Origin of the sequence: Kutzneria sp. 744 (assembly GCF_000568255.1) — a bacterium.
Lineage (GTDB): Bacteria > Actinomycetota > Actinomycetes > Mycobacteriales > Pseudonocardiaceae > Kutzneria.
Window position 1 is genome coordinate 2,972,432 of sequence record NZ_KK037166.1, and the last position, 22,359, is coordinate 2,994,790.

Sequence of the window (22,359 nt, forward strand, 5' to 3'; positions counted from 1 at the left end):
ACTACCCTGTTCTGGTGGATTCACTCGACCGGCAGCTGGTGCACGCGCTCGGCGTTGACGGCCGCGCCTCGTTCAGCCGGATCGCCGCGGCGCTGGACCGCTCCGATCGCACGATCGCGCACCGCTACCACCAACTCCGCGCGGCGGGCCTGCGCGTGATCGGCGTGGTCAACGCCCGCAAAGCCGGCCACGTGGACTGGCTGGTGCGCATCAGATGCGCCCCCGACGCGGCCGCCACCGTGGCCGCGGCCCTGTCCCGCCGCGACGACACCAGCTGGGTGGCCATCCTCTCCGGCGGCACGGAGATCACCTGCATCACCCGGATCCGCACGGGCGAGGACTACCTGCTGCTGGAGCGCCTGGCCCGCACGCCCCGCATCAACGGCGTGACGGCGCACTGCATGCTCCGCGAGCTGGCCGGCGTCGGCGGCTGGCCCGGCCGGGTCTCCGAGCTGACGAGCGACCAGATCGAGGCGATCCGCCCACCCCACACCGGAGCGGGCCCCGTCGGCGACCTCACCACTCAGGACTGGGCCCTGCTCGGCGCACTGGCCATCGACGGCCGCACAACCTACCCGCGCCTGGCCGCAGTGACCGGCTGGTCGGAATCCACCGTCCGCCGGCGCCTGGCCGAGCTGCTGGCGGCCGAGATCCTGTACCTCGACGTGGACATCGATCCCGCGCTGTTCGGCTACGGCTGTCAGGCGATCATCTGGCTGACTGTGCGGCCGGCCGCGCTGACCACCGTGGCGCAAACGCTTGCCGGTCACCGGGAGATCGCCTTCGCGGCCGCCACCACCGGCGCCAGCAACATCTTCGCCTTCCTGGTCGTGCGCGACCTCGACGGGCTCTACGACTACCTGGCCGACCGGATCGGCGGCCTGCCGGGCGTGCTCCAGGTCGACACGGCCCCGCTGGGGCGGCAGGTGAAATCCGCCGGCCGGATCGTGTAGAGAATCGCGAACCGGCTCCGACCAAGGGGTGACCGACCCGAAAAGGAGCCGTGATGAAGGTTGTGGAGCCCGAGCAGTGGCAGGCCGCGCTCAAGGAGCTGCAGGTCCGTGAGCAGGAGCTGGCCGCCGTCCAGGAATCCGTCCGCACCGCCCGCCAGCAGCTGCCGGTGGTCCGCGTGGACAAGAAGTACGTCTTCCGGGGCGCCGACGGCGAGGTGAGCCTGCTCGACCTGTTCGAGGGCCGTCGCCAGCTCATCGTCTACCACTTCATGTTCGACCCGAGCTGGCAGCAGGGCTGCAAGTGGTGTTCCTACCTGGTCGACAACATCGGCCACCTGTCGCACCTGCACGTCCGCGACACCACGCTGGCCCTGGTGTCCCGGGCCCAGATCGAGAAGATCCTGCCGTTCCGCGAGCGCATGGGCTGGACCGTGCCGTGGTACTCCTCGCACGACAGCGACTTCAACGATGATTTCTCGGCGACAGTGGACAAGACGGAGCAGGGTGGGGCCAGCGTCTTCCTCCGCGAGGGCGACGACATCTACCACACCTACTCGGGCTTCGGGGAGTCGATGGACATGGTCCACACCATCGACAACTACCTGGACCTCACTCCGCTGGGCCGCGGCAGCAGCATGAGCTGGCTGCGTCACCACGACGGGTACTGACCGGTCCCGGTTGGACGAACTACCATGGCGTGAACCGGGGGGACGCCATGGAGTGGGACATTCGGGTGCACGGCCCGCGCGACGCGGCGGCCTCCGTGCTGCTGCTGTCGGGCGGGCTGAGCACCGCCGAGTTCTACGCCGAAGTGGTGGCCAGGCCCGAACTGGCCGGCCTCAGACTGGTCGCCGCCACGCTGCCCGGCCACGGCGGTTCGCCGCCGCCGGAGGATCCGGGCGTCGAGGCGTGCGCGCACGAGGCCATGAAGCTGGCCACCGAGCACGACTGCGCGGTGGTCCTGGGCTACAGCATGGGCGCCAACGTGGCGCTGGAGATGGCCGCGACCGAGGGCTTCACCGGCCCGATCGTCCTGCTGGGGCCCAGTTTCTCCGTCCGCGACGAGCTGCTGACGCTGCGCGTGCTCGACCGGCTGGCGCTCGTGCTGGGCTCGCTGCCGTACCGGATCATGCTGGGGTTCACGGATGTGGCGCTCAGTGCCGCACAACTGCCGCCGGAGCGGCGAAACGTGCTCGGAAACGAGGTGCGGAAGAACAGTCCGGTCCAGATCAGGCGGCTGATCCGGGCGTATCTGGGCTACCTTCGGGGACACGGGTCCGTCGCCTCGCGGCTGTGTGACACCGGTGTGCCGACCTGGGTCGTGCACGCCGAACGCGGCGACGGCGGGCTCACCGCGGCCGAGCGCCGCACCCTGACCGCCTCTGCCACCACCACAGTGGTGACCGTGCCGGGCACGAGTTGGTTCCTGCCCAACGAGAAGCCCGAGCTGGTCGCCGGCCTGATCCTCGGAGCGCTACCTTGACCGACCCCGTGACCGTTGTCGACGCGATGGAGCGGATGTCCGGGCTGCATCCCGGTTTCCGCCGGGCCCACGCCCTCGGCCGCTGCTACGACGCCGTGTTCACCCCGTCCGGCGCGGCCGCCGCGTACACCACGGCCGCGCACCTGGCGGCCGAGCCGACGCCGGCGATCGTCCGCTACTCCAACACCGCCGGCGATCCGGGCGAGCCGGACGGCGGCGCCACGGTGGTGCGGGGCATGTCGGTGAAGTTCCTGTCGCCGGAGACGGACCTGGTGTCGCTCAACGTGCCGGTGTTCATGGCGTCCACGCCGGCCAAGTTCCTGGACATGACCCGGGCGCTGACCGACAAGCCGCGGGACAGCCAGGAGCGGGCCGACGCGGTGATCGCGTTCATCACCGCGAACCCGGAGTCCGTCAACGCCTTCCAGGAGGCGGCCACCATCCCCGTGCCGGAAAGCTACGCCACCATCCGGTTCTGGGCCCAGCACGCGTTCGTCTGGGTGGGCCCGGACGGCGTGCGCCGGTTCGTGCGCTACCGCTGGGAACCCGAGGCCGGACTGCGCCACCTGACGGCGGCCGACACCGCCGACTGGGGGCCGGGTCACCTGCTGGACGAGGTGACCGAGCGCATGCCGGTCTCCTTCCGCCTCATGGTGCAGTTCGCCGGGCCGGAGGACCCGACCGCCGATCCCACGCAGGCCTGGCCGTCCGACCGGCCGGAGATCGACACCGGCCGGCTGGAGATCTCGAAACCGGTGGCGGACCAGGAGTTCTGGGACCGGAGCGTGTTCGATCCGACCCGGTTGACCGACGGAATAGAGCTTTCGGACGATCCCGTGCTGGCGTACCGGAAGCGGGCGTACGCGGAGGGACACCGCCGCCGGGCGGCTGGTCACTAGTCGTCCACTGTGGAGTGACCCATCTGCGGTACGCTGGGCCCATGCGCGAGACCCGCATCCTGGACGCGGCGGCCGAGGTGTTCGCGTCGCAGGGCCTGTCGGCCACCCTCGCCGACGTCGCCAAGCAGGCCGACGTCGGTGTGGCCACGGTGTACCGGTGGTTCGCGAGCAAGGACGACCTGGTGCACGGCGTGTACGCGGCGCGGGTGGCCGAGGCCGAGGAGCTGGCCCGGGTCGCCGCCGTCGCGACCGACCCGTGGACGGGAATGGCCGCGTTCCTGGAGCGCATGGCGGTGGACATCGCCGCCGACAAGGGCTGGCACGAGCTGCTCACCGGTTCGTACGCGGAGATACTGGGCTGTGCCCGCACCGGCCTGGTGGATCTGGTCGAGGCCGCCCAGCACCGCATCGCCGAGCACGTGGCGGCGCTGGTGCTGCGGGCCAAGGAGGCCGGGCAGCTGCGGGCCGACTTCGAGCCGTCCGACCTGATGCCGCTGGCGCTGTCCGTGCAGGCGGCGGGCGATCTGCGCCAGCGGGCGGTCGGTTTCCTGCTGGACGGCCTGCGGGTGGCGCGGGACCGGCCGAGCACGCTGCCGGCCCCGGTCCAGCGGGACCGGGATTCGGTTGCCCTGGACCGGATGCGCCGGTCCAGCGCGCGGCCGCCGTTGCGGGGCCGGGAATCCCCGTCGCAGCTGGACGTGATCGTGCGGACCGCGCTGGAGCTGCTGGACGAGTCCGGTTTCGACGCCGTGACGCTGCGGGCGGTGGCGGCGCGGATCGGCGTGCGGCTGAACACCGTGTCCTGGCACGTGAAGACCAAGGCCCGGCTGCACGACCTGATGGCCGACGCGGTGCTGGCCGAGATCGACCTGGACGGCCTGCCGGAGGACTGGCGCGAACGGGTCAGCGCCCTTGCGCACCGTTATCGCCGGGCGCTGTTGTCGCATCGGGACGGCGGCCGGCTGGTCGGCAGCACCTTCGGCGCGGAGCCGGCCACGCTGGCCGCCGCCGACACGCTCGTGGCCGCGCTGCTGGACGGCGGCCTGCCGGCCCCGGCCGCGGCGTGGACGTGTTGGACGATCATCTACTTCACGTTGGGGCTGGCGCAGGAGGAACAGGGCACCCCGGGCACGCTGGCCGACGAGGTGGCCGGCACCGGGCGGTTCCCGTCGCTGGCGCTGGTGCTGCCGCACCTGGCCGACGACGAGTACGAGACCCGGTTCCGGTTCGGGCTCGACCTCATTCTCGCGTCGACGGCCCGGAATCTGGACGTCGCGGCCTCGCCCGCCTGAGGAGCTCAGCGGCCGGTTCGGGTGTACCGGTGCTTCACGCCGACCGGGAAGTACTCGGGGTCGCCGGCCGGCCGCAGCTCCACCTCGGGCAACTGCCGCTCGGCCGGCACGTAGTGGGCGAACTCGCTGTTCAGCCGGAGCAGCTGGTCCCGGATCGAGACAGCCACCGCATCGACGTCGCCGGTCCTGCCCGGCGCCAGCTCGACGGTGATCCGCAGCCGTCGGTCGCGATGGTCGTCCTCGACCGCCTCCAGCACGAACTTGCCCGTCACGAAGTCGCTGATGCCCGGCTGCTCCAGGCCGACGGTCACGTTCTCCGGATACACGTTGGCGCCGAAGAACGACACCGTGAACAGGGACCGCCCGAACACGAAGACGAACGGCAGGTCGTCGCCCTTCGGCGGCTCGAAACCGTTGGCACGGCAGAACTCCAGCATCTCGGCGTGCCCGATGACGCCGCCCTCGTCGGCGATGTGGTAGCGGATCAGCGGGATTCCGTTGTCACCACTGAACAGCAGCGTGCCCTCGTGCGTCTCGAAGTACCGGCTGGCCGGGTCGTACTGCACCAGCGTCGGCAGCCGGGAGTCGCCGAACAGCTCACGGGCCAGGTCCGGGCGGCCGGCCAGAAAACGCCTGATGCTGACGGAAAGCGCCGTCTCGTTGCCCAGGACGCCGGCGTCGGCCGTGCCGTACAGCGAGGCCACGTGACGGATCGGGTCCTCGATGGCCGCCCGCTGCGACACCAGGTCGCGCCACTCCTCGCTGAACACCTCGCCGGCCAGCACCAGTTTGACGTGGTATCGGTCCCAGTGTTCGCCGGAGTCGATGACGTCCTTGACGAACGGCGGGTAGCCCAGCAGGACCGTCTGGTCGAAGTGCTGGGCCAGTTCCGGGATCACCCGCAGGATCTCGGCCTTGTTGTTGCCCGGCGCGACCGTGGTGATCCGGTAGCCCTTGGCCGCCAGGTGCCGCACGCAGGCCAGCGTGAACAGGCCGCCGACCCAGGTGCCCAGCGGGAAGCAGATCACCGCCAGCGTCGACTTGCCGGCGGCGTCGAAGCCGTCACGGAAGATCTGCTCGAACCGCTCGGTGATGTGGACCTCGTCCTGGACCGACCGGGGCCAGATCGTGGGCTCCCCGCTCGACCCGGAGGAGACGGCGATCATGTCCAGCGCGTCCAGCCGGCCCTCACGGCACAGCTGCGGCAGCGGATACCGCCGATGGTAGGAGTTCTTGTCCAGCAGCGGCAGCTCGGCGAATCCGGTCACCTTGGCCGGATCGATCCCGCGCTCGGCCAGGAACTTGCCGTACGCCGGCACCGTCGCGGCCACGTCGTGGAACAGCCCCATCGGCTCGTTAATCACTCGGCCGACCCTACCCGGCGGAACTAGGATGAGCTGTGGCCGGCGCGGCTGTTGCCAACCTGCTGCTGTACCTCGTGCTGACGATGGTGCCGGCGGCCTTCTGCTGGCTGATCCTCCAGGCCCCTCGGATCATGGACTGGTTCCTCGTGCGCCGCCGCGGTCCCAGCCCCACCGGGCCCTCCATCCAGTTCCTGGCCCAGCGCCTCCGGCACGTGCATCGCACCCTGCTGGACTTCGAGCCCGGCACGCCCGCCGTCCGCCGCTACGCCGCCCGGCAGGCCTACGACGACCTCCTCCGCCAGGCCTGCCACGCCCTGGACATCGACCAGCACCTCGACGACTTCCCCGAAGGCATGGACAAGGAGATCGAACGCCTCCGGGTGGAAGAGTCGCTCCGCCGCGCCGGCCTCCACATCCCCTGAACCGCGAGTCCCGCTCTCAGGCACCCATACGTCGACTTCCGAACACGTCAGGTGGTGGCTATGTCGTTGGCGGCCACGTAGCCGAAGGTCATGGCGGGGCCGATGGTGGAGCCGGCGCCGGCGTAGCTGTGGCCCATGACGGCGGCGCTGGCGTTGCCGGCGGCCCACAGGCCGGGGATCACGGAGCCGTCCTCGCGCAGCACCCGGGCCCGGGCGTCGGTGACGAGGCCGCCCTTGGTGCCGAGGTCGCCGGGCACGATCTTGAAGGCGTAGAAGGGCGCCTCCCACAGCGGGGCGAGGCAGGAGTTGGGGAACACCGCTGGATCGGTGTAGTAGTGGTCGTAGGCGCTGCGGCCCCGGTTCTGGTCGGCGTCGACGCCGCTGAAGGCGAAGCCGTTGAAGCGGTTGACGGTGGTGCGCAGCGTGGCCGGAGGCACGCCGATCTTGGCGGCGAGATCCTCGATGGACCAGGCGTTGACCACCGAGCCCGACTGGTACCAGGCGTCGGGCAGCGGCAGCGCGGGCAGCACGTCACGGAACAGGTAGCGGTTGCGGTAGTTCTGGTCGGTGATCAACCAGGCGGGAATGTCCGGCGCACCGGGGTTCTTGTCGTACATGACGTGCACGACGTCGCTGTACGGCGCGGCCTCGTTGACGAACCGCTGCCCGGCCTGGTTGACCAGGATGCTGCCGGGCAGGGTCCGCTCGGCCAGGCAGAAGTACGGCTCGTCGGGCAGCGGAATGGCCGGGCCCCACCAGGAGTCCTCCATCAGGTTCAGCGCGGCGCCGAGGCGGTGCCCGGCCTGGATGCCGTCACCGGTGTTCTCCTTGGCCCCCACCGTCCAATATGTAGTGATCGGCTGCCGCTGGTACTGCACGCGCATGTCGGCGTTGTGCTCGAACCCGCCGGACCCGATGACCACGCCGCGACGGGCCCGCACCAGGCTCGGAACTCCGTTGCTGGTAACGACAACACCGGTGACGCGGTCGCCCTCGACGTGCAGGTCGGACAGCGGAGTGTTGAGCCACACGGGAACATTGGCCCCCATGAGCCCGGCGCGCAGACCAGCGGCCAGCGCCTGCCCCATGGTCAACGGCTTCTGCCCGGCGGACGTGGCGGACGTGCCGCGAGCGAGGCAGCCGGCGGCGACGGCGACGCCCTTTGCGTTGACAGCGGCCAGGTTCAGCCACTTGTACTCGGAGCTGAACACCACGAGCCCGGCCGGCACGGCCAGATACGACGGGTTCAGGTGGGCGAGCTCGGCCCCGAGCAGGTTGCCGTCGAACATGTCCGGCTCGATGGACCGGCCGTTGGGCATACCGCCGGGCAGCTCAGGGTAGTAGTCGCTGTAGCCGTCCATGAAGCGGAAGCGCAGCGGACTGTTGTTGAGGACGAAGGAGATCATCGCCGGGCCGTTGTCCAGGAACGCCTTCTGCCGCTCGGGCGTCGAGCCGTTGCCGACGACGGCGGCCAGGTACTGGGTGGCCTTGGCGTAGGTGTCGGGCACACCGGCCGCGAGCACGACGGGGTTGTTGGGGATCCAGATCCCGGCCCCGGACCGCGCGGCGGAGCCGCCGAAGGTCGGGGCCTTCTCCACCACCACGCAGCTCAGCCCGCGCTTGGCGGCGGTCAGCGCCGCGGTCATTCCGGAGGCGCCGGAGCCGACGACGACCACGTCGTACTCGCCGAGCACGGGCAGACTGCTTGCCCCGGCCGGGAAACGACCCAGCAGGGTGGTGGCGACGGCGAGACCCGAGCCACGCAGGACCTGGCGGCGCGAGAGGGAGTCGGGCATGGCGGGGCCTCCATCGACGGCGAGAGCACGGCCGGGCCCAGCCATGATCCCCAATTTCCCGGCCCCGTCGACCAACGCCACACGCTTGGAGCATTCCCTGTGGAGGCAACGCGGCCGAACGACGCAAATGCCGAGTGCCGTTCGGCTTAGCTGTTGTCCTCATATGCCCGGCGCAGCCACGACAGCGCGTCGCCGTCGAGATTGTCCATGGCGGACAACGGGATCCGGAGATTGATGTTCTCGTTGCCGAGACTCCTGGCCGCTACCAGGCAGCCCTGCGGCGACAGGCCCGGCAGCCGCAGCCCGAGATCGACCCGGGCCCGTGTGGTCGCCTTGACGACGGCGAAGGTCCGTCGCGGCGACACCAGCGACACGTAGGTCTTGCGCGCCTGAATCGTGACACCGTCGAATCCGCTCGCCGCGGCGACCACGGCGTCGAAGATCGGCCGCAGTTGCTGGCGATCGGCGTACTGGCCGTCGACCAACTCGTCCGCGGTGGCGAGCAGGAAATCGGGATAACCGAACGCCTCGTACACGAGCAGCATCTGCGGGTAGCCGCCGACACCCTGTCCGTTGAGCCACGCCCGCAGCGCCGGCTCGTCCGCGAGGCCGGCGGCGGCGATGCGCTCGTTCCACTCCGCCACGCCGGCGCCGGTCTGCCGCTCCAGCTGGGCGTGGATCCGCGTCCGCATCGACTCCCACGTGCTCATCTCGGACATGGGGGCATGCTACGTCCGAGAAGCCGGGCCCGCTCAGCCGATATCGTGCACGATATCCAGTGCCCGGCCCAGGTTTTCCAGCTTGGCGTCCACGGTCTCGCCGGCCGGGTACATGCGCACCAGGTCAACGCCCGCGTCCCGCCACACCCGCAAACGCTCCCGCACCATCGCCTCGGTGCCGATCAGCGTCGTCGCCAGCACCATGTCGTCGGTGACGAGCGCGGCGGCGCCGTCCCGATCGCCGGCCTGCCACCGTTCCCGCACCTCGGCGGCGACCTCGGCCCAGCCCTGCCGGCTGTAGGCGTCGTTGTAGAAGTTGACGCTGGCCGAACCCATGCCGCCCAGGCTGAACGCCAGCTCCTTCTTGCGGCCGGCGACCATGTCCCGCAGCGCTTCCTCGTCCGCCGCAAACGCGACCTCGGCGCCCTGGCAGACGTCGAGATCACGCCGCGTGCGCCCGGACTTGGCCAAGCCTGCGTCGAGATGCGTGAAGTACGCGGCCGAGCCCTCCGGCACGAAACTGGTGCCCAGCCAGCCGTCGGCGATCTCGCCGGTCAGCTCCAGCATCTTCGGCGACAGCGTGGCCAGGTAGATCGGGATGTCCGGGTTGGGCGCGATGGACAGCCGCATCGGCCGGATGCCCTCGCCGGCCAGCGGCACGGTGAAGTGCTTGCCGGCAAAGGAGATCTTCTCGCCGGCGAAGGCCTCGCGGATGATCTGCACCGTCTCACGCATGCGACTCAGCGGCCGGTCGAACGGCACGCCGTGCAGCCCCTGCATCACCTGCGGCCCGGAAGCGCCCAGCCCCAAGGCAAACCGGCCGTCCGACAGCTGCGCCAACGTCAACGCCGCCTGGGCGATGGCGACCGGAGTTCGGGTGCCGAGCTGGATAATGCCGGAGCCAAGCCGAATCCGGTCCGTGCGGGCGGCGAGGAAGCCCAGCACGGACGGCGCGTCCGAGCCCCAGGCCTCCGCGACCCAACAGGTGTCCAGGCCGAGCTTTTCCGCCTCCAGCACGAAATCCAGGGTGCCGGACCAGTCGCTGGACGCCTCGATCGTCGTCGCGGTGCGCATCACGGGTTCTCCACCCGCTGCTTGATCTGGGCCAGCGTGCCGGTGATGGCGTTCTCGAACTCCCGCAGCCGGACGAAGACGATCTTCTGTTCCTTGTCCGGCATCCGGTCGATCGCCCGCGACAGTCCGGAACGTGCCGGGCCCAGCTGCATCCACTGGGTCAGCTCGGTGCCGCCGTCGCGCGGCTCCAGCGTGAACCGCCACGAGGAAGTCGGGTTCTCCGGGTCCTGCACCGCCCAGCCGAACACGCGCGGCGGCTCGAACTCGACGATCTGCGAGGTCGTGGCCCACTCCCCCAGCGCCTCGTGCTTGCTCGCGCCGACGAACCGCGCCCCCAGCGCCGGCCCGGCCGCGTCGTCACACCAGGTGACCTTCTGCAGCTCGTCGCTCATCTCCGGCATCAGCGTGACGTCGGCGACGACCGCCCACACGCGTTCGGGCGGGCCGTCGATCCAGGTCCGCACCTGCACCGTCGGCTTGTCGGCGTACCTGGCTCCGGTCCACTCCATGAACGGATGGTCTCTTAGATAGACTCAGCATGTCAACGGTCATCTTGGGCGGCAAATCTGGCCGCGATGTCGGGTCGGGCGGCCAGCTTCGGCGGGTAGCCGGGGCCCATCCGGTGCCGCACGTCGGCGGCGGTCAGCGGCTCCTTGCAGTGCCCGCACACCACTTCGGCGTGGGTGTCGTGGCCGCACGAGTCGTGATGCAGCGTGATCGGCGGCCCGGCCTCGTCGGCCAGCCAGCGGTCGCCCCACGTCATCATCGCGGCCAGCACCTGCCAGAAGTCGCTGCCCTTCTCGGTCAGCACGTAGTCGTGTCGCACCGGTTCGGTCTGGTAGGGCACCTTCTCCAGCAGGCCTTCGTCGACCAGTCGCCGGAGCCGGTCGACGAGCGTGTTGCGGGCGATGCCCAGCGCCTGCTGGAACTCATCGAAGCGGCGGATTCCGTAGAACGACTCGCGCAGGACCAGCGGCGTCCACCAGTCCCCGAGCAGGTCCATGGTGCGGGCGACCGAGCACGGCCAGTGCGCGAACGAGGTCCGTCTCATGGCCTCATGCTAGTAGGTCCACCAACAAGACTCAGCAGCAAAAACCGCGAGTCACGCTCTCAGACACACCGAAATACGGTTTCGGGCAGCGGTTGTTCGGGCAAGGGTGGCCGCCCGACCGTCACTGGGCGCCGAATCTATTCATCAGATGTGTACTCTAATGAATATGCGAGTTCTACTGTCGAGTATTCCTCAGCACGGCCACCTGTTCCCCCTGCTGCCGCTGGCCCGGGCGCTGCGCGCGCAGGGCGACGAGCTGGCGTTCGTGACGGCCGCGGGTGTCGCGCGGGTGCTGAACCTGGAGAACATTCCGCTGTACGCGGCCGGGCCGATGCCCGACGTGCTCGGCGAGGAGACGACCCGTCGCACCGGGGACAACCCCTTCGTGCACCCGACGCCCCAGGCCGCCAGGGCGTTCTTCGTGGACGTCCGCGTCGACATGGGTGGCGACGAGGCGCTGGCGGCGGGGGCGGCGTTCCGGCCGGATCTGGTGCTCCGCGAGCGGTTCGACTACCTCGGCCCGCTGGTGGCGGCCGATCGCGGCGTGCCGATGGCCACGCTGGCGCTGGGCCCGGCGGCGCCGCCGATGCTCCTGGACTTCCTCGACGACCGGGCCCGGGCCGCCCACGCGGCGCGGGAGCTCCCGATGCCGGCGGACACCTGGTTCCTCGACACCTGCCCGCCCGCGTTGCAGTCGGAAGGCTGGCAACACCCGGAGGGCTGGCGGGCGCTGCGGCCGGAGGCGCACCGCGGCGGCAGCACGGCGACGCCGCCGAACACCTCGCCGCGGCCGCGCGTGCTGGTGACCTTCGGAACCTGGTACAACAAGCCGGAAACGCTGGCCCCACTGCTCCGGGAACTGTCCATGATGGACATTGACATCGTGGCGACGCTGGGCCTGGCCACGGATGCGTCGCAGTACGACGTCGACCCGAGCCGCGTGACCTTCGTCCCGTTCACGGCGCTGGACTCCCTGCTGGAGGGCGTCGAACTGGTGCTCACCCACGGCGGCGCCGGCACGATGCTGGGCTCGATGTCCCGTGGCGTCCCCATGGTCGTCGTGCCGGCCGGGGCCGACAACTTCATGAACGCGGCGCAGGTCGCGGCGGCCGGGGCGGGCATCGCGCTGCAGCCGGACGAGGCGACGCCGTCGGCGGTGGCGGACGCGGTGCGTACAGTGTTGGACGAGTTCCGCTACCGCGAGGCCGCCGCCTCGATCGCCAAGGAGATCGCCGCCATGCCCACGCCCGCCGAGATCGCCGCGGAGTTGAGGTCGGCCGTCAAGTGACCGGTGGCCGTCCCTACCACTCCCCCCGCCGCGCGCAGGAGGCCGCCGAGACCCGGCGGGACATCGTGCGCGCGGCGGCGGAGTTGTTCGCCACCAACGGATACGCCCGCGTCACGGTGGCGGACATCGCCCGGGCGGCCGGCGTCGCGCAGCAGACCGTGTACTCCAGCGCCGGCAGCAAGTCCGACATCCTCGACGAGGTGCTGGCCGAGGCGATCCGCAACTCCGGCGGTGACGCGAACCTCGCCGAGATCCGGCTCACCGACGACCTGCCGACGGCGTTGGCCCTGCTGGCCCACGGCACCCGGCTGGGCAACGAGTCGCAGGAACAGGCCGTGGACATCATCTTCGGCGCGATGCCGGTGCACGAGAACGCCGCCCAGCTCTGGGCCTTCGCCACCGGCCAGTACCGGGAGACGCTGGGGCAGATCGCGGAACACCTGCGGGACAAGGGATTGGTCGAGGACGCCGAGCGCACCACGGCGGTGCTGTGGTTCTACTTCGGCCTGCACTCGTGGCGCTCGCTGGTGCGTGACAACGGCTGGACCTGGGACGACGCCGAAAACTGGCTGGCCCGGCAGGCCCTGGCCGCCCTAGGCTGACTGCCGTGTCGGCTCTGATCGAGGGGCGCTGGATCGACTCGGCGGCCCTCCCGCTGCCCTATCCGGCCGTCGACCTGCTGGTGTTCGCCGACGGCACGCTGTGGCTCGCCGGCCCCGAGGTGAGCGTGCGGACGGCCCCGCTGCCGCCGGGCGGACTGGTCGGTCTCCGCCTGCGGCCGGGCGCCTGCCTGTCGCTCGGCGTCGCCGCGGACGAGGTCCCTTTGGGCGGCATGCCTTTCGGTCGGGTCGAGCCGGGATCTCCGCGGTCACGGATGGCGTCAGCGGTGAAGTTCCTGGACGGTTTTTCCCTTCATGACAACGATTTCGCCGTGCAGCAAGCGGTGCGTGCGCTCCAGGACGACCCGACAGCGCGGGTCAACGACCTCGCCGCGACGGTTGGCCTGTCGGAACGGCAGCTGCGGCGGCGCTTCTCCCTCGCCGTCGGCTTGCGCCCCAAGGCTTACGGGCGAGTCGTCCGGCTCCATGCCGCCCTGCGGCTGGCCCGGTCCGTCGAACGGCCGTCGTGGGCGGATATCGCGCAGCGGTGCGGTTTCTACGACCAGCCGCACCTGATCGCCGAGTTCCGTGCCGCGACGGGCCAGTCCCCCAAGGCGCTGCACGGCCGTTTTCTCCAATCCTCGCCGGCCTGAACCGCGCCAGACTTCGCGACATGTTCGTACGCAGCCATGCCCTCGTGGACGAGGTGCTCACCACGCACGACCTGTTCTCGTCCGACGAGATCCGTTACAGCGCAAGCGAAGTCCCGCACCGCGACAATCCCGTGCTGCACAGCATGTCGGCCATGGACCCGCCGCGGCACCACGAGTTGCGACGCCTGGTCAGCCGCGCCTTCACGCCACGAACCGTGGACGCCCTGACCCCGTCCATCGAGTCCCGCGCCGCCCGCCTGCTCGACGAGCTGACGCCGGCGTCCGACTTCATCACCGGGTTCGCCCATCCGCTGCCGATCGCCACGCTGGCCGCCCTCCTCGGCGTGTCCGCCGACCGTGAGGCGGATTTCGTGCGCTGGACCGACGCGATCACCATGTTCTTCGGCCAACCCGAGGCCCGTCCGGCCTTCGAGTCGGCGGTCTCGGAGCTTCGCGACTACCTGCGCACGGTTCCGTCGTCCGAGGGCGGCATCGTCGCCGAGCTGAGGGAAAGCGGTCTCACCGCCGACGAGATCGTCAACCTCGCCTCGTTGCTGCTGATCAACGGCCATGAGACGACGAAGACGCTGCTGGTCAACACGGTGCTGAGCGTGGCCGACCACGTCTCGACGCTGCGGGCCGACCCCGATCTTGTGCCGTCGGCGATCGAGGAAGTGCTCCGCCTGCGGCCGTCCGCCGGCGGCACCGACCGCTTCGCCACGCGCGCCGGCGTCCTCGGCGGCGAGGCCTTCGCCGCCGGGCAGCGGATCATCGTCTCCCTGGCCGCCGCCAACCGCGATCCCGCCGTCTTCGACCGGCCGAACGCCTTCGACGTGCGGCGATCCCCCAACCCGCACCTGTCCTTCGGCCACGGCATCCACTTCTGCCTCGGCGCCCACCTGGCCCGGCGCCAGGCCGTGGTCGCCCTTCGGGCCCTGCTCGCCCGGATTCCCGGCCCCTGGACGGTCGAAGGCCTGGTCACGCGGGACAGTCCCGTCGGGACGGACGTGCTCGCGCTGCGCCTGGTGTGGTCCGCTGAGCGGGACCGGCCGGGACGCACCTAGGATCAACGGCATGGCCAGGTACTTCGACGTGCATCCGGCGAACCCGCAGAAGCGGTCCATCGGCCAGGTGATCGACATCCTGCACGAGGACGGGCTGATCGCCTACCCCACGGACTCGTGCTTCGCGCTGGGCTGCCAACTGGGCAACCGCGAGGGCCTCGACCGGATCCGCTCGATCCGCCACCTCGACGACCGGCACCACTTCACGCTCGTCTGCCGCGACTTCGCCCAGCTCGGGCAGCTCGTGATCGTGGACAACGCGGTGTTCCGGGCGATCAAGGCGAGCACCCCCGGCAGCTACACGTTCATCCTGCCGGCCACCAAGGAGGTGCCGCGGCGGCTCATGCACCCCAAGAAGAAGACCGTCGGCGTGCGCATCCCCGAGCACGTCGTCACCCAGACGCTGCTGGCCGAGCTGGGCGAGCCGCTGGTCTCCAGCACGCTGCTGCTGCCCGACCAGGAGGAGCCCATGACCCAGGGCTGGGAGATCAAGGAGCTGCTCGACCACGTGCTCGACGCCGTGATCGACTCCGGCGACTGCGGCACCGAGCCCACCACGGTCATCGACTTCTCCGACGGCACGCCGGAGATCGTCCGCTACGGCGCGGGCGACCCCACCCGCTTCGAGTAGACGGCCTTCAGCGCCGCCCGGACCGCCACCACGCCGGGGCGCCGGTGCGCGCCTTCGCGGGCGCACGTGTAGATGTGGCGATGTCCGAGCTCCGGCGCGTCGGGCGGCGTGTGCGGCCAGACCAGGTCGGGCAGGATCGCCACGGCGTGGCCGGTTTCCACCAGCCGGATGTGGGTGACGATGTCGGTGGAGTCGAAGGCGACGTCGGGTTCGAAGCCGGCCGCGCGGCACAGCGCCCGCGCCCAGCGGCCGCTTTCGGTGTCGGCCGGTTCGAGGATCCAGCGCTGGTCGGACAGTTGGCTCAGGGAACGGCCGGCCAGGGCGGGCGGCAGGGCCAGGCGCATCGGGTCGGGGCCGACGTCCACACGGTCGAGGCCGGGCCGCAGCAGCAGGGGGTAGCAGGGATACTCCTCGGCCAGCACCAGGTCGCAGGCCCCGGCGGTGAGCAGGGACAGGGCTCGTTCGGGCTCGTGTTGGACGGCATCAAGTCGCAGCTTGGGTGCGTCTCGTGCCAGCAGATCCAGCAGTGGTGGCGTCAGCGTGAGCATCGCCGTCTGGAAGGCGGCGATGCGGATGACGCCCGTCGGCGCGGTCAGCGAGGCCTCGATCTCGGCCTCGGCCTGCTCCAGACGGTTGAGGACGGCCTCGGCGTGCCGGACCAGGATCAGCGCCTGCGGGGTGAGCCGGACGCCGCGGCCGACGCGTTCGAGCAGCGGAGCGCCGGCTTCCTTCTCCAGCAGGGAAAGCTGTTGTGACACCGCCGAGCTGCTGTAGCCCAGGGCCGCGGCCACGGCGGCGAGGGTTCCGCGGGTGTGCAGCTCCTTGAGCAGACGCAGTCGGTGCAGGTCGAGCATGCGACCAATGGTAAGAGAAAGTGGATGGTATAGGCCACGAAAGATCGCTTTTCCTTCACGGTTACGGGCCGCAGACTGGGGACATGACCGTCTACCGACGCCCGGAAGCCCGGTTCTGGCGCTGCCCGGCCCCGCCGACCGGCCCCCAGGCCTTCCACCGCGGCCTGCCGGGCTACCAGCCGACGCCGCTGGTCGACGTGCCGAAACTGGCCGTGGAGCTGGGCGTCGGCCGGGTGCTGGTGAAGGACGAGTCGTCGCGGCTCGGGCTGCCGGCGTTCAAGGTGCTCGGCGCGTCCTGGGGCATCCGGCAGGCCCTGGTCGACCCCGACGGCCCGCAGACCCTGGACGGGCTTCGGGCTCACGTTTCTGGCCGGGGGATCCGGCTGACGACCGCGACCGACGGCAATCACGGCCGTGCGGTGGCGCATTTCGCCCGCCTGCTGGGGATTTCCGCCACGGTGTTCGTGCCGGCGGCCGTCGGGCAGCCCGCCGTCGACGCGATCGCCGGCGAGGGCGCCCAGGTCGTGCGCGTCGACGGCTCGTACGACGAGGCCTGCCGGCTCGCTGCGGCCGCCGACGGGATCCTGGTGCAGGACACGGCTTGGGACGGCTACGAGGAGATTCCGACCGCCATCGTCGACGGGTATTCCACGCTGTTCCGGGAGATCGACGTCTCCCCCTCGCTCGTCGTGGTGCCCATGGGCGTCGGATCCCTGGCCCAGGCGGCGGTCCGGCACTATCGGAGCACGCCCGGAGCCGTCTCGCTGCTCGGCGTCGAACCGACTCACGCACCCTGTGTTCTGTCCAGTCTGGACGCCGGCCGGCTCGTCTCCATCGACACCTCCGCCACGGTGATGGCCGGGCTGAACTGCGGAACCGCCTCCAGCACAGCGTTTCCCGACCTACTGGCCGGTCTCGACTCCGCCGTCGCCGTGCGGGACGAAGACGCCGCGCAGGCCGTCTCCGACCTCAAGGCCCTCGGCGTCAACGCCGGCCCCTGCGGCGCCGCCACCTTGGCCGGCGTCCGCGCCGCCCGGCCCGTCCTGGACATCCCGTTCGACGGGACCATCGTGTTGATCAGCACGGAAGGACGTCACGCATGACCGTCGACGAGCTGCTGAAGCGCTTGGTGGACATCGATTCCGTCAGCCCGTCCCTGGTTCCCGGCGCCGCCGGCGAGCGGGAGATCGCCGACTTCGTAGCCTCCTGGGCGCGGGAGGCGGGTCTGGCGGTCGAGGTGTTGGAGGCAACTCCGGGCCGCCCCAGCGTGATCGTCCGCACCACGCGCGGCGGCCCGGGCCGGCGGCTCATGCTCTGCGGACACCTGGACACTGTTGGTTTCGGCGACTCCTTGACGTCCTATGTGGACGGCGATCGCCTCTACGGCCGTGGCTCGTACGACATGAAGGCCGGTCTCGCCGCCGCGCTCATCGCCTGCCGTGACGCCAATGTGGACTCCCTGGCCGGAGAGGTCGTCGTCGCCTGCGTCGCCGACGAGGAGTACGCCAGCCTCGGCGTGCAGGAGGTGCTGACCGTGCTCAGCGCCGACGCCGCCATCGTGTGCGAGCCCACCGAGTCCACCGTCGCCGTGGCGCACAAGGGTTTCGTCTGGACCGAGATCGAGGTCGTCGGCCAAGCCGCCCATGGCTCACGCCCCCACCTCGGCGTCGACGCCATCATGCGCACCGGCCCCGTGCTCGTCGCCCTCGACCGTTTGAACGCCGCCCTCCGCGGCCGTGAGCACCCCCACCTCGGCCCCGGCACCCTACACGCCTCCCTGATCTCCGGCGGCCGCGAGGAATCCACCGTGCCCGACCGTTGCGTGCTCACCATCGAGCGCCGCACCCTGCCCGGCGAGACCGTGGCCGACGTCGAGCGTGACGTCACCGAGCTGTTGGCCTCCTGCCAGGCCTCCGATCCCTCCCTGACCGCGAAGTCCCGCACCACCATGTCCCGCGAGCCCTTCGAGACCGCCGACGACAGCGCGGTCGTCTCCGTCCTGGCCGAGGTCAGCGGGGCCGAGATCACCGGCGTCAGCTACTGGGCCGACTCCGCCTTCATCTCCGCCGCCGGCATCCCCACCGTCCTGTTCGGACCGGCCGGCGACGGCGCCCACGCCGCCGTCGAGTGGGTCAGCATCTCCGACACCATCCGCTGCGCCGCAACCCTCACCGCCACGGCACTTCGCTTCTGCCGCTGAGGCTTCAGGCGTGGGCGGTCGACAGCTGCGCGGCGGCGTCGGCCGCCTTCTGGGCCGTGGCGGCAGCCTCGCGGGTCGCGCGGCCGCTCAGCTTCCAGCCCACCATGCGCAGGCCTACCGCCGGCGAGGGCGGGAAAACACCGAGCTGGCCCAGCATCGTGATGTCGTCACGGACCGCCTCGTGCCGGATCACCTTGCCGTCACGGACATCGAGCACGTGGATCTGCTCGAAGTCGATCTCCTGGCCGGTCGGCGGGACGATCTGGTCGAGCTTGCCTTCGCGGTAGCGGACGAACGCGCCGGTGTGGCGGCCCTGCATGCGCAGCCGGACCCAGACCTGACCGTCGTTGACCGCCGTGCCCAGCACCGGGAAGCGCAGCTCGCTGAACGCCGACCGCATCCACGCGCTGGACGCCAGCACCCCTGCCGGCCCCGGGATCGAGCAGGCCGCCGGCGCCACGTCCGCCTCCCGGTTCCGGAAGTCGGCCCCGATCACCTCGGCGGCCAGCCCCGCGTCGCCCGCCTCCAGGATCCGGAAGACCCCCAGCGCCAGGTCGATATCCATGGGTCACGCACCCCTTCACCCGTGTCGAATGATTTTGAGGTTACACTCGACCTATCAAATAGCCAAAGGTGAAGCCATTGGGGGACTCTGTGCCGGAGAAGCGGAACTACGTGTCGCCGCTGCGGGAGCAGGCGGCGGCGAGGACGCGGGAGCTGATCCTCGGCGAGGCGACGGAGCTGTTCGCGGAGCGGGGCTACGGGCGGGTGACCGTGGCGGACATCGCGGCGGCGGCCGGGGTGTCGTCGAAGACGATCTTCGCCAGCGTGGGGAGCAAGGCGGACATCCTCGACAAGATCGTGGACGAGGGGGTCGCGGCGTCGGGGTATGAGCAGGCAATGCGGGACATCGTGGCGCTGGACGCACCGAAGGCGGTCCTCGCGGCGCTGGCCAAGGGCACGCGGGCGGGCAACGAGGGCCAGTTCACGATCCACGAGGCGATCCGCAAGGCGCTGCCGGCCCACGACGAGGCGGAACACCTGTGGAACCGGGCGATGAACGCCTACCGAGAGGCGCTCAACGCCACGGCCCGGCACCTGCACACCCTGACGGAGAAGCCTCAGACGTCGGAAGAAGAGACGGCGGGGCTGCTGTGGCTGTGGTTCGGGCCCAACAGCTGGCGCACGCTGGTCGTGGACAACGGCTGGACCTGGGACCGGGCGGAGCAGACCCTGGCCCGCATCGCGCACGCGGCCCTGTGAACTGCTCGAAGCCGTATTTCGGTGTGCCGGAGAGCGTGACTCCCGGGGTTAAGCGAGCAGGCCGGTGAGGGCGGCGGAGGCCAGGGCGTCGGCGTCGGGTGGGGACAGGGGGGCGTGGCCGCTGAGGAGGCGGAAGATCAAGGGGCCGAAGAGAAGGTCGATGGCAGTGTCGACGGACACCGAGGCCTTGACCTCGCCCCGTGACACCGCCCGGTCCCACAGCACGGCCACGGCCTGCCGCCGGCCGTCGAGGAAGAACTCCCGGAAGAACGGGGCCGCCTCGGGGTCGGCGACGGTGGCGGCGAGCAGCTGGGCGAACACCAGGCCGTGACGCCCGGCGTAGAAGGCGCTGACGCGACGGACCTGCTCGGACAGGTCGTCACGGGCGTTTCCGCTGTCGGGCAAGGGAATCGCGTCGGTCATCCGGCGGCCGAAGGCCTCGGCGGCGACGGCGGTGCGGTTCGGCCAGTGCTTGTAGATCGTCGCCTTGGACACGCCCGAACGAGAGCTGATGGCGTCGACGGTGGCCGCCGGCAGCCCACCCTCGTCCAACAACGCGATAGTGGCCGCGAGCACGTCGTTGTGCGCGCGGACGCTACGCGGATTCACGCGGCGACCGCCGCGAACTCCTCGTCCGTCAAGGAAATCCGGCCGGCGGCCATGTTCTCCTCCAGGTGCGCCACCTTGGACGTGCCGGGAATCGGCAGCATCACCGGCGACCGCCGCAGCAGCCAGGCCAGCGCGAGCTGCGACGGCGTGGCGCCGTGCGCCTCGGCCGCCTCGGAAAGCGGGCTGCCCGGCCCGGCGAGATCGCCGGTTGCCAGCGGGAAGTACGGAATGAAGCCGATTCCGTTGGCCTCCGCGTACTCCAGCACATCCTCGCTGGCCCGGTGCACAAGGTTGTACGAGTTCTGCACCGTCGCAATGGGAGTGATCTCCCGCGCCTGCGCGAGCTGAGCAACACTCACCTCGGACAAGCCGATGTGCCGAACCTTTCCCTCCTGCTGCAATGCGACCAGCTCGCCGACCTGGTCGGCCAGCGGCACGGTCGAGTCGATCCGGTGCAGCTGCAACAGGTCGATGCGCTCGACGCCGAGGTTGCGCAGGTTCAGCTCCGTCTGCTGCCGCAGGTACTCCGGCCGCCCCACGACCGTCCACATCCCGGGGCCGCCGCGGGTGAAGCCAACCTTGGTGGCGATCACCAGATTCGACGGATACGGGTGCAGTGCCTCGCGGATGAGCCGGTCGGCCACGTACGGCCCGTACGAGTCGGCGGTGTCGATCAGGGTCACGCCGAGCTCGATCGCCCGTCGCAGCACCCGCCGCGCCTCGTCGGGATCCGCCGGCTCGCCCCAGACGCCGGGCCCGGTGAGCTGCATCGCGCCGTAGCCCAGGCGGTCCACCGCCAGGTCGCCGCCGATCAGAAACGTCATCACTGCTCCTCGTATGCAGTGGAAACGGCCAGGTCACGCCACTGCGCCAGCTCGTCGGCGACCTGCGCCAGCTTCGCCTCGACGCGGGCGACGCTGTCGGCCCCGAGCTGCACGCGCAGCGGCGGCTTCTCGGCGGTCGCGACGGTGATGATCGCAGCCGCCGCCTTCGCCGGATCACCCTGCTGCCGTTGGTTGTACTCGGCCGGGCGGCCACGGGTCTGCCCGGCGGTGTCCGCGTAGTCCTCGATGACCGTGCCCGCGGTGTGCAGCGAGCTGCCGTCCAGGCTGCGTTGAATTGCTTGGCGAGTCCGGAACATGCCGGGTTCGACGATGGTCACGTCGATGCCCAGCGGCGCCAGCTCGATGCGTAGCGCCTCGCTCAGCCCCTCGACCGCGAACTTGGTCGAGTTGTAGATGCCCCAGCCCTGGCTGCTGGCGAAGCCGCCGATCGAGCTGATGTTGATCACACGACCGGCGCGCTGCCGGCGCAGCACCGGCAGCACCGCGCGGGTCACGGCCAGCAGCCCGAACACGTTGGTGTCGTACACGGCCCGCACCTCGGCGTCAGATGCCTCCTCGACCGCGCCGAGCAGCCCGCGGCCGGCGTTGTTGACCAGCACGTCGATGCCGCCGAACCGGTCGACAGCCGCGTCGACCACACGCTGTGCCGCTGCCTCATCGGTCACGTCCAGCGGCAGCGCGAGCAGCCGGTCGGACGTCAGCGCGGCCCCGATCTCCTCGGGCCGTCGCGCCGTCGCCACCACGTTGTCGCCCTGCTCCAGGGCCTGCCGCGCGATCTCGAAGCCGAAGCCCCGGGACGCCCCGGTGACGAACCAGGTCCTCATGCCCGCCTCCTCAACTGAACTGTACGTTCAGTTTACTTACGAGCCTGCGCGAGAGTCAACCGATAGGCTCGGCGCATGACGACGGTGCTGGACGGAATCGTGGACGGCGTGCTGGAGGACCTGGCTCAGCGGCAGCGCGAGCTGCCCCTGGCCGAGCTGAAGGCCCGGGTCGCCGATGCCCCGCCGGCCCTCGACCCGCTGCCCGGCTTCCGCGCCGACGGCGTGTCCATCATCGCCGAGGTCAAGCGCCGCAGCCCCAGCAAGGGCGCGCTGGCCGACATCCCCGACCCCGCCAAGCTGGCCGCCGAGTACGCCGCCGGAGGAGCCGCCGCGATCAGCGTGCTCACCGAGCAGCGCCGCTTCGGCGGCTCCCTGGCCGACCTCGACGCCGTACGGGCCGGGGTCTCGGTTCCCGTGCTGCGCAAGGACTTCATCGTCTCTCTACCAGCTGTGGGAGGCCCGTGCGCACGGCGCCG

At 70.6% G+C, this 22,359-nt stretch carries 25 protein-coding genes and 1 pseudogene; 15 read left to right on the plus strand and 11 right to left on the minus strand.

What is annotated here, in order from left to right:
- Positions 1–14: 14 nt before the first annotated feature.
- From KUTG_RS13165 to KUTG_RS56265, 5 genes are read left to right on the plus strand one after another with little or no spacing between them, the layout of a single operon-like run.
- On the plus strand, positions 15–953 hold the full coding sequence (locus tag KUTG_RS13165; protein ID WP_232240779.1) for an Lrp/AsnC family transcriptional regulator: 939 nt from the start codon (positions 15–17) through the stop codon (positions 951–953).
- Positions 954–1,006: 53 nt separating this feature from the next.
- Complete coding sequence (locus KUTG_RS13170; protein WP_043717094.1) at positions 1,007–1,621, plus strand: DUF899 domain-containing protein; 615 nt, start codon at positions 1,007–1,009, stop codon at positions 1,619–1,621.
- 29 nt (positions 1,622–1,650) lie between these two features.
- Positions 1,651–2,436, plus strand: coding sequence for an alpha/beta fold hydrolase (locus KUTG_RS13175; protein ID WP_043717095.1), 786 nt, complete (start codon positions 1,651–1,653; stop codon positions 2,434–2,436).
- 8 nt (positions 2,437–2,444) lie between these two features.
- A complete protein-coding gene (locus KUTG_RS13180) occupies positions 2,445–3,335 on the plus strand; it encodes a catalase (RefSeq protein ID WP_157494521.1) in 891 nt (296 codons plus the stop codon).
- 41 nt (positions 3,336–3,376) lie between these two features.
- Positions 3,377–4,627 (plus strand): TetR/AcrR family transcriptional regulator, encoded by a 1,251-nt coding sequence (locus tag KUTG_RS56265; protein ID WP_157494522.1) that lies wholly within the window; start codon positions 3,377–3,379, stop codon positions 4,625–4,627.
- Positions 4,628–4,632: 5 nt separating this feature from the next.
- Here the strand turns inward: KUTG_RS56265 and KUTG_RS13190 are convergent, their stop codons facing one another.
- A complete protein-coding gene (locus KUTG_RS13190; protein WP_232240780.1) occupies positions 4,633–5,991 on the minus strand; it encodes a phenylacetate--CoA ligase family protein in 1,359 nt (452 codons plus the stop codon).
- A gap of 35 nt (positions 5,992–6,026) precedes the next feature.
- Here KUTG_RS13190 and KUTG_RS13195 point away from each other — a divergent pair, with 35 nt between their 5' ends.
- Complete coding sequence (locus tag KUTG_RS13195; protein WP_043717100.1) at positions 6,027–6,413, plus strand: hypothetical protein; 387 nt, start codon at positions 6,027–6,029, stop codon at positions 6,411–6,413.
- A gap of 47 nt (positions 6,414–6,460) precedes the next feature.
- Here the strand turns inward: KUTG_RS13195 and kstD are convergent, their stop codons facing one another.
- From kstD to KUTG_RS13220, 5 genes are all read right to left on the minus strand, one after another.
- Positions 6,461–8,209: a 3-oxosteroid 1-dehydrogenase gene (gene kstD, locus KUTG_RS13200; protein ID WP_043717101.1), complete on the minus strand. Its 1,749-nt coding sequence runs from the start codon at positions 8,207–8,209 to the stop codon at positions 6,461–6,463.
- A 146-nt stretch (positions 8,210–8,355) separates the two neighbouring features.
- Entirely contained in the window at positions 8,356–8,928 is a 573-nt protein-coding gene (locus KUTG_RS13205) for a DUF5655 domain-containing protein (protein ID WP_052394418.1), read from the minus strand.
- Between the two features lie 33 nt (positions 8,929–8,961).
- Complete coding sequence (locus tag KUTG_RS13210) at positions 8,962–10,002, minus strand: LLM class flavin-dependent oxidoreductase (protein ID WP_043717102.1); 1,041 nt, start codon at positions 10,000–10,002, stop codon at positions 8,962–8,964.
- On the minus strand, positions 10,002–10,511 hold the full coding sequence (locus KUTG_RS13215; RefSeq protein ID WP_043717103.1) for an SRPBCC family protein: 510 nt from the start codon (positions 10,509–10,511) through the stop codon (positions 10,002–10,004). The genes KUTG_RS13210 and KUTG_RS13215 overlap by 1 nt, the downstream gene beginning before the upstream one ends.
- 32 nt (positions 10,512–10,543) lie before the next feature.
- The gene (locus tag KUTG_RS13220) at positions 10,544–11,053 is read right to left on the minus strand and encodes a winged helix-turn-helix transcriptional regulator (protein ID WP_043717105.1); all 510 of its coding nucleotides are present in this window, start codon (positions 11,051–11,053) and stop codon (positions 10,544–10,546) included.
- Positions 11,054–11,219: 166 nt separating this feature from the next.
- On the opposite strand from KUTG_RS13220, the gene KUTG_RS13225 reads away from it, so the two are divergent.
- Genes KUTG_RS13225 through KUTG_RS13245 form a run of 5 tightly spaced genes read left to right on the plus strand, consistent with a single transcriptional unit; the run spans position 11,220 to position 15,288 of the window.
- Positions 11,220–12,341: a glycosyltransferase gene (locus tag KUTG_RS13225; RefSeq protein WP_043717107.1), complete on the plus strand. Its 1,122-nt coding sequence runs from the start codon at positions 11,220–11,222 to the stop codon at positions 12,339–12,341.
- Positions 12,338–12,943 (plus strand): TetR/AcrR family transcriptional regulator, encoded by a 606-nt coding sequence (locus tag KUTG_RS13230; RefSeq protein ID WP_043717108.1) that lies wholly within the window; start codon positions 12,338–12,340, stop codon positions 12,941–12,943. Before KUTG_RS13225 ends, KUTG_RS13230 begins: the two co-directional genes overlap by 4 nt.
- Positions 12,944–12,948: 5 nt before the next feature.
- Positions 12,949–13,593 (plus strand): helix-turn-helix transcriptional regulator, encoded by a 645-nt coding sequence (locus KUTG_RS53375; RefSeq protein WP_052394419.1) that lies wholly within the window; start codon positions 12,949–12,951, stop codon positions 13,591–13,593.
- Positions 13,594–13,613: 20 nt separating this feature from the next.
- A complete protein-coding gene (locus KUTG_RS13240; RefSeq protein WP_084579279.1) occupies positions 13,614–14,657 on the plus strand; it encodes a cytochrome P450 in 1,044 nt (347 codons plus the stop codon).
- A 10-nt stretch (positions 14,658–14,667) separates the two neighbouring features.
- Complete coding sequence (locus KUTG_RS13245; protein WP_043717109.1) at positions 14,668–15,288, plus strand: L-threonylcarbamoyladenylate synthase; 621 nt, start codon at positions 14,668–14,670, stop codon at positions 15,286–15,288.
- Here the strand turns inward: KUTG_RS13245 and KUTG_RS13250 are convergent.
- Positions 15,255–16,142, minus strand: a complete 888-nt coding sequence (locus tag KUTG_RS13250; RefSeq protein ID WP_043717110.1) for a LysR family transcriptional regulator — start codon at positions 16,140–16,142, stop codon at positions 15,255–15,257. The genes KUTG_RS13245 and KUTG_RS13250 overlap by 34 nt on opposite strands.
- Positions 16,143–16,225: 83 nt before the next feature.
- Between KUTG_RS13250 and KUTG_RS13255 the strand changes: the two genes are divergently transcribed.
- Complete coding sequence (locus tag KUTG_RS13255) at positions 16,226–17,245, plus strand: pyridoxal-phosphate dependent enzyme (RefSeq protein WP_043717111.1); 1,020 nt, start codon at positions 16,226–16,228, stop codon at positions 17,243–17,245.
- On the plus strand, positions 17,242–18,342 hold the full coding sequence (locus KUTG_RS13260; protein WP_043717113.1) for a M20/M25/M40 family metallo-hydrolase: 1,101 nt from the start codon (positions 17,242–17,244) through the stop codon (positions 18,340–18,342). Before KUTG_RS13255 ends, KUTG_RS13260 begins: the two co-directional genes overlap by 4 nt.
- Before the next feature lie 4 nt (positions 18,343–18,346).
- Here KUTG_RS13260 and KUTG_RS13265 read toward each other — a convergent pair whose 3' ends face one another.
- On the minus strand, positions 18,347–18,907 hold the full coding sequence (locus KUTG_RS13265; RefSeq protein WP_043717114.1) for an ester cyclase: 561 nt from the start codon (positions 18,905–18,907) through the stop codon (positions 18,347–18,349).
- Positions 18,908–18,984: 77 nt separating this feature from the next.
- Here KUTG_RS13265 and KUTG_RS13270 point away from each other — a divergent pair, with 77 nt between their 5' ends.
- Positions 18,985–19,605, plus strand: coding sequence for a TetR/AcrR family transcriptional regulator (locus tag KUTG_RS13270; protein ID WP_198047139.1), 621 nt, complete (start codon positions 18,985–18,987; stop codon positions 19,603–19,605).
- A gap of 48 nt (positions 19,606–19,653) precedes the next feature.
- Here the strand turns inward: KUTG_RS13270 and KUTG_RS13275 are convergent, their stop codons facing one another.
- Genes KUTG_RS13275 through KUTG_RS13285 form a run of 3 tightly spaced genes read right to left on the minus strand, consistent with a single transcriptional unit; the run spans position 19,654 to position 21,883 of the window.
- Positions 19,654–20,214, minus strand: coding sequence for a TetR/AcrR family transcriptional regulator (locus KUTG_RS13275; RefSeq protein WP_043717116.1), 561 nt, complete (start codon positions 20,212–20,214; stop codon positions 19,654–19,656).
- The gene (locus KUTG_RS13280; RefSeq protein ID WP_043717117.1) at positions 20,211–21,038 is read right to left on the minus strand and encodes an aldo/keto reductase; all 828 of its coding nucleotides are present in this window, start codon (positions 21,036–21,038) and stop codon (positions 20,211–20,213) included. Before KUTG_RS13280 ends, KUTG_RS13275 begins: the two co-directional genes overlap by 4 nt.
- Positions 21,038–21,883 (minus strand): oxidoreductase, encoded by an 846-nt coding sequence (locus tag KUTG_RS13285; protein WP_043717119.1) that lies wholly within the window; start codon positions 21,881–21,883, stop codon positions 21,038–21,040. Before KUTG_RS13285 ends, KUTG_RS13280 begins: the two co-directional genes overlap by 1 nt.
- Before the next feature lie 75 nt (positions 21,884–21,958).
- On the opposite strand from KUTG_RS13285, the pseudogene KUTG_RS13290 reads away from it, so the two are divergent.
- Positions 21,959–22,359, plus strand: a pseudogene (locus KUTG_RS13290) (indole-3-glycerol-phosphate synthase TrpC); the annotation flags it as partial.

Coding starts and splice junctions, on each gene's coding strand:
- KUTG_RS13240 (WP_084579279.1), top strand. CDS start 13,614: ATGTTCGTACGCAGCCATGCCCTCGTGGACGAGGTGCTCACCACGCAC.
- KUTG_RS13250 (WP_043717110.1), bottom strand. CDS start 16,142: ATGCTCGACCTGCACCGACTGCGTCTGCTCAAGGAGCTGCACACCCGC.
- KUTG_RS13220 (WP_043717105.1), bottom strand. CDS start 11,053: ATGAGACGGACCTCGTTCGCGCACTGGCCGTGCTCGGTCGCCCGCACC.
- KUTG_RS13245 (WP_043717109.1), top strand. CDS start 14,668: ATGGCCAGGTACTTCGACGTGCATCCGGCGAACCCGCAGAAGCGGTCC.
- KUTG_RS13225 (WP_043717107.1), top strand. CDS start 11,220: ATGCGAGTTCTACTGTCGAGTATTCCTCAGCACGGCCACCTGTTCCCC.
- KUTG_RS13255 (WP_043717111.1), top strand. CDS start 16,226: ATGACCGTCTACCGACGCCCGGAAGCCCGGTTCTGGCGCTGCCCGGCC.
- KUTG_RS13265 (WP_043717114.1), bottom strand. CDS start 18,907: ATGGATATCGACCTGGCGCTGGGGGTCTTCCGGATCCTGGAGGCGGGC.
- KUTG_RS13260 (WP_043717113.1), top strand. CDS start 17,242: ATGACCGTCGACGAGCTGCTGAAGCGCTTGGTGGACATCGATTCCGTC.
- KUTG_RS13210 (WP_043717102.1), bottom strand. CDS start 10,002: ATGCGCACCGCGACGACGATCGAGGCGTCCAGCGACTGGTCCGGCACC.
- KUTG_RS13215 (WP_043717103.1), bottom strand. CDS start 10,511: ATGGAGTGGACCGGAGCCAGGTACGCCGACAAGCCGACGGTGCAGGTG.
- KUTG_RS13285 (WP_043717119.1), bottom strand. CDS start 21,883: ATGAGGACCTGGTTCGTCACCGGGGCGTCCCGGGGCTTCGGCTTCGAG.
- kstD (WP_043717101.1), bottom strand. CDS start 8,209: ATGCCCGACTCCCTCTCGCGCCGCCAGGTCCTGCGTGGCTCGGGTCTC.
- KUTG_RS56265 (WP_157494522.1), top strand. CDS start 3,377: ATGCGCGAGACCCGCATCCTGGACGCGGCGGCCGAGGTGTTCGCGTCG.
- KUTG_RS13280 (WP_043717117.1), bottom strand. CDS start 21,038: ATGACGTTTCTGATCGGCGGCGACCTGGCGGTGGACCGCCTGGGCTAC.
- KUTG_RS13205 (WP_052394418.1), bottom strand. CDS start 8,928: ATGTCCGAGATGAGCACGTGGGAGTCGATGCGGACGCGGATCCACGCC.
- KUTG_RS13170 (WP_043717094.1), top strand. CDS start 1,007: ATGAAGGTTGTGGAGCCCGAGCAGTGGCAGGCCGCGCTCAAGGAGCTG.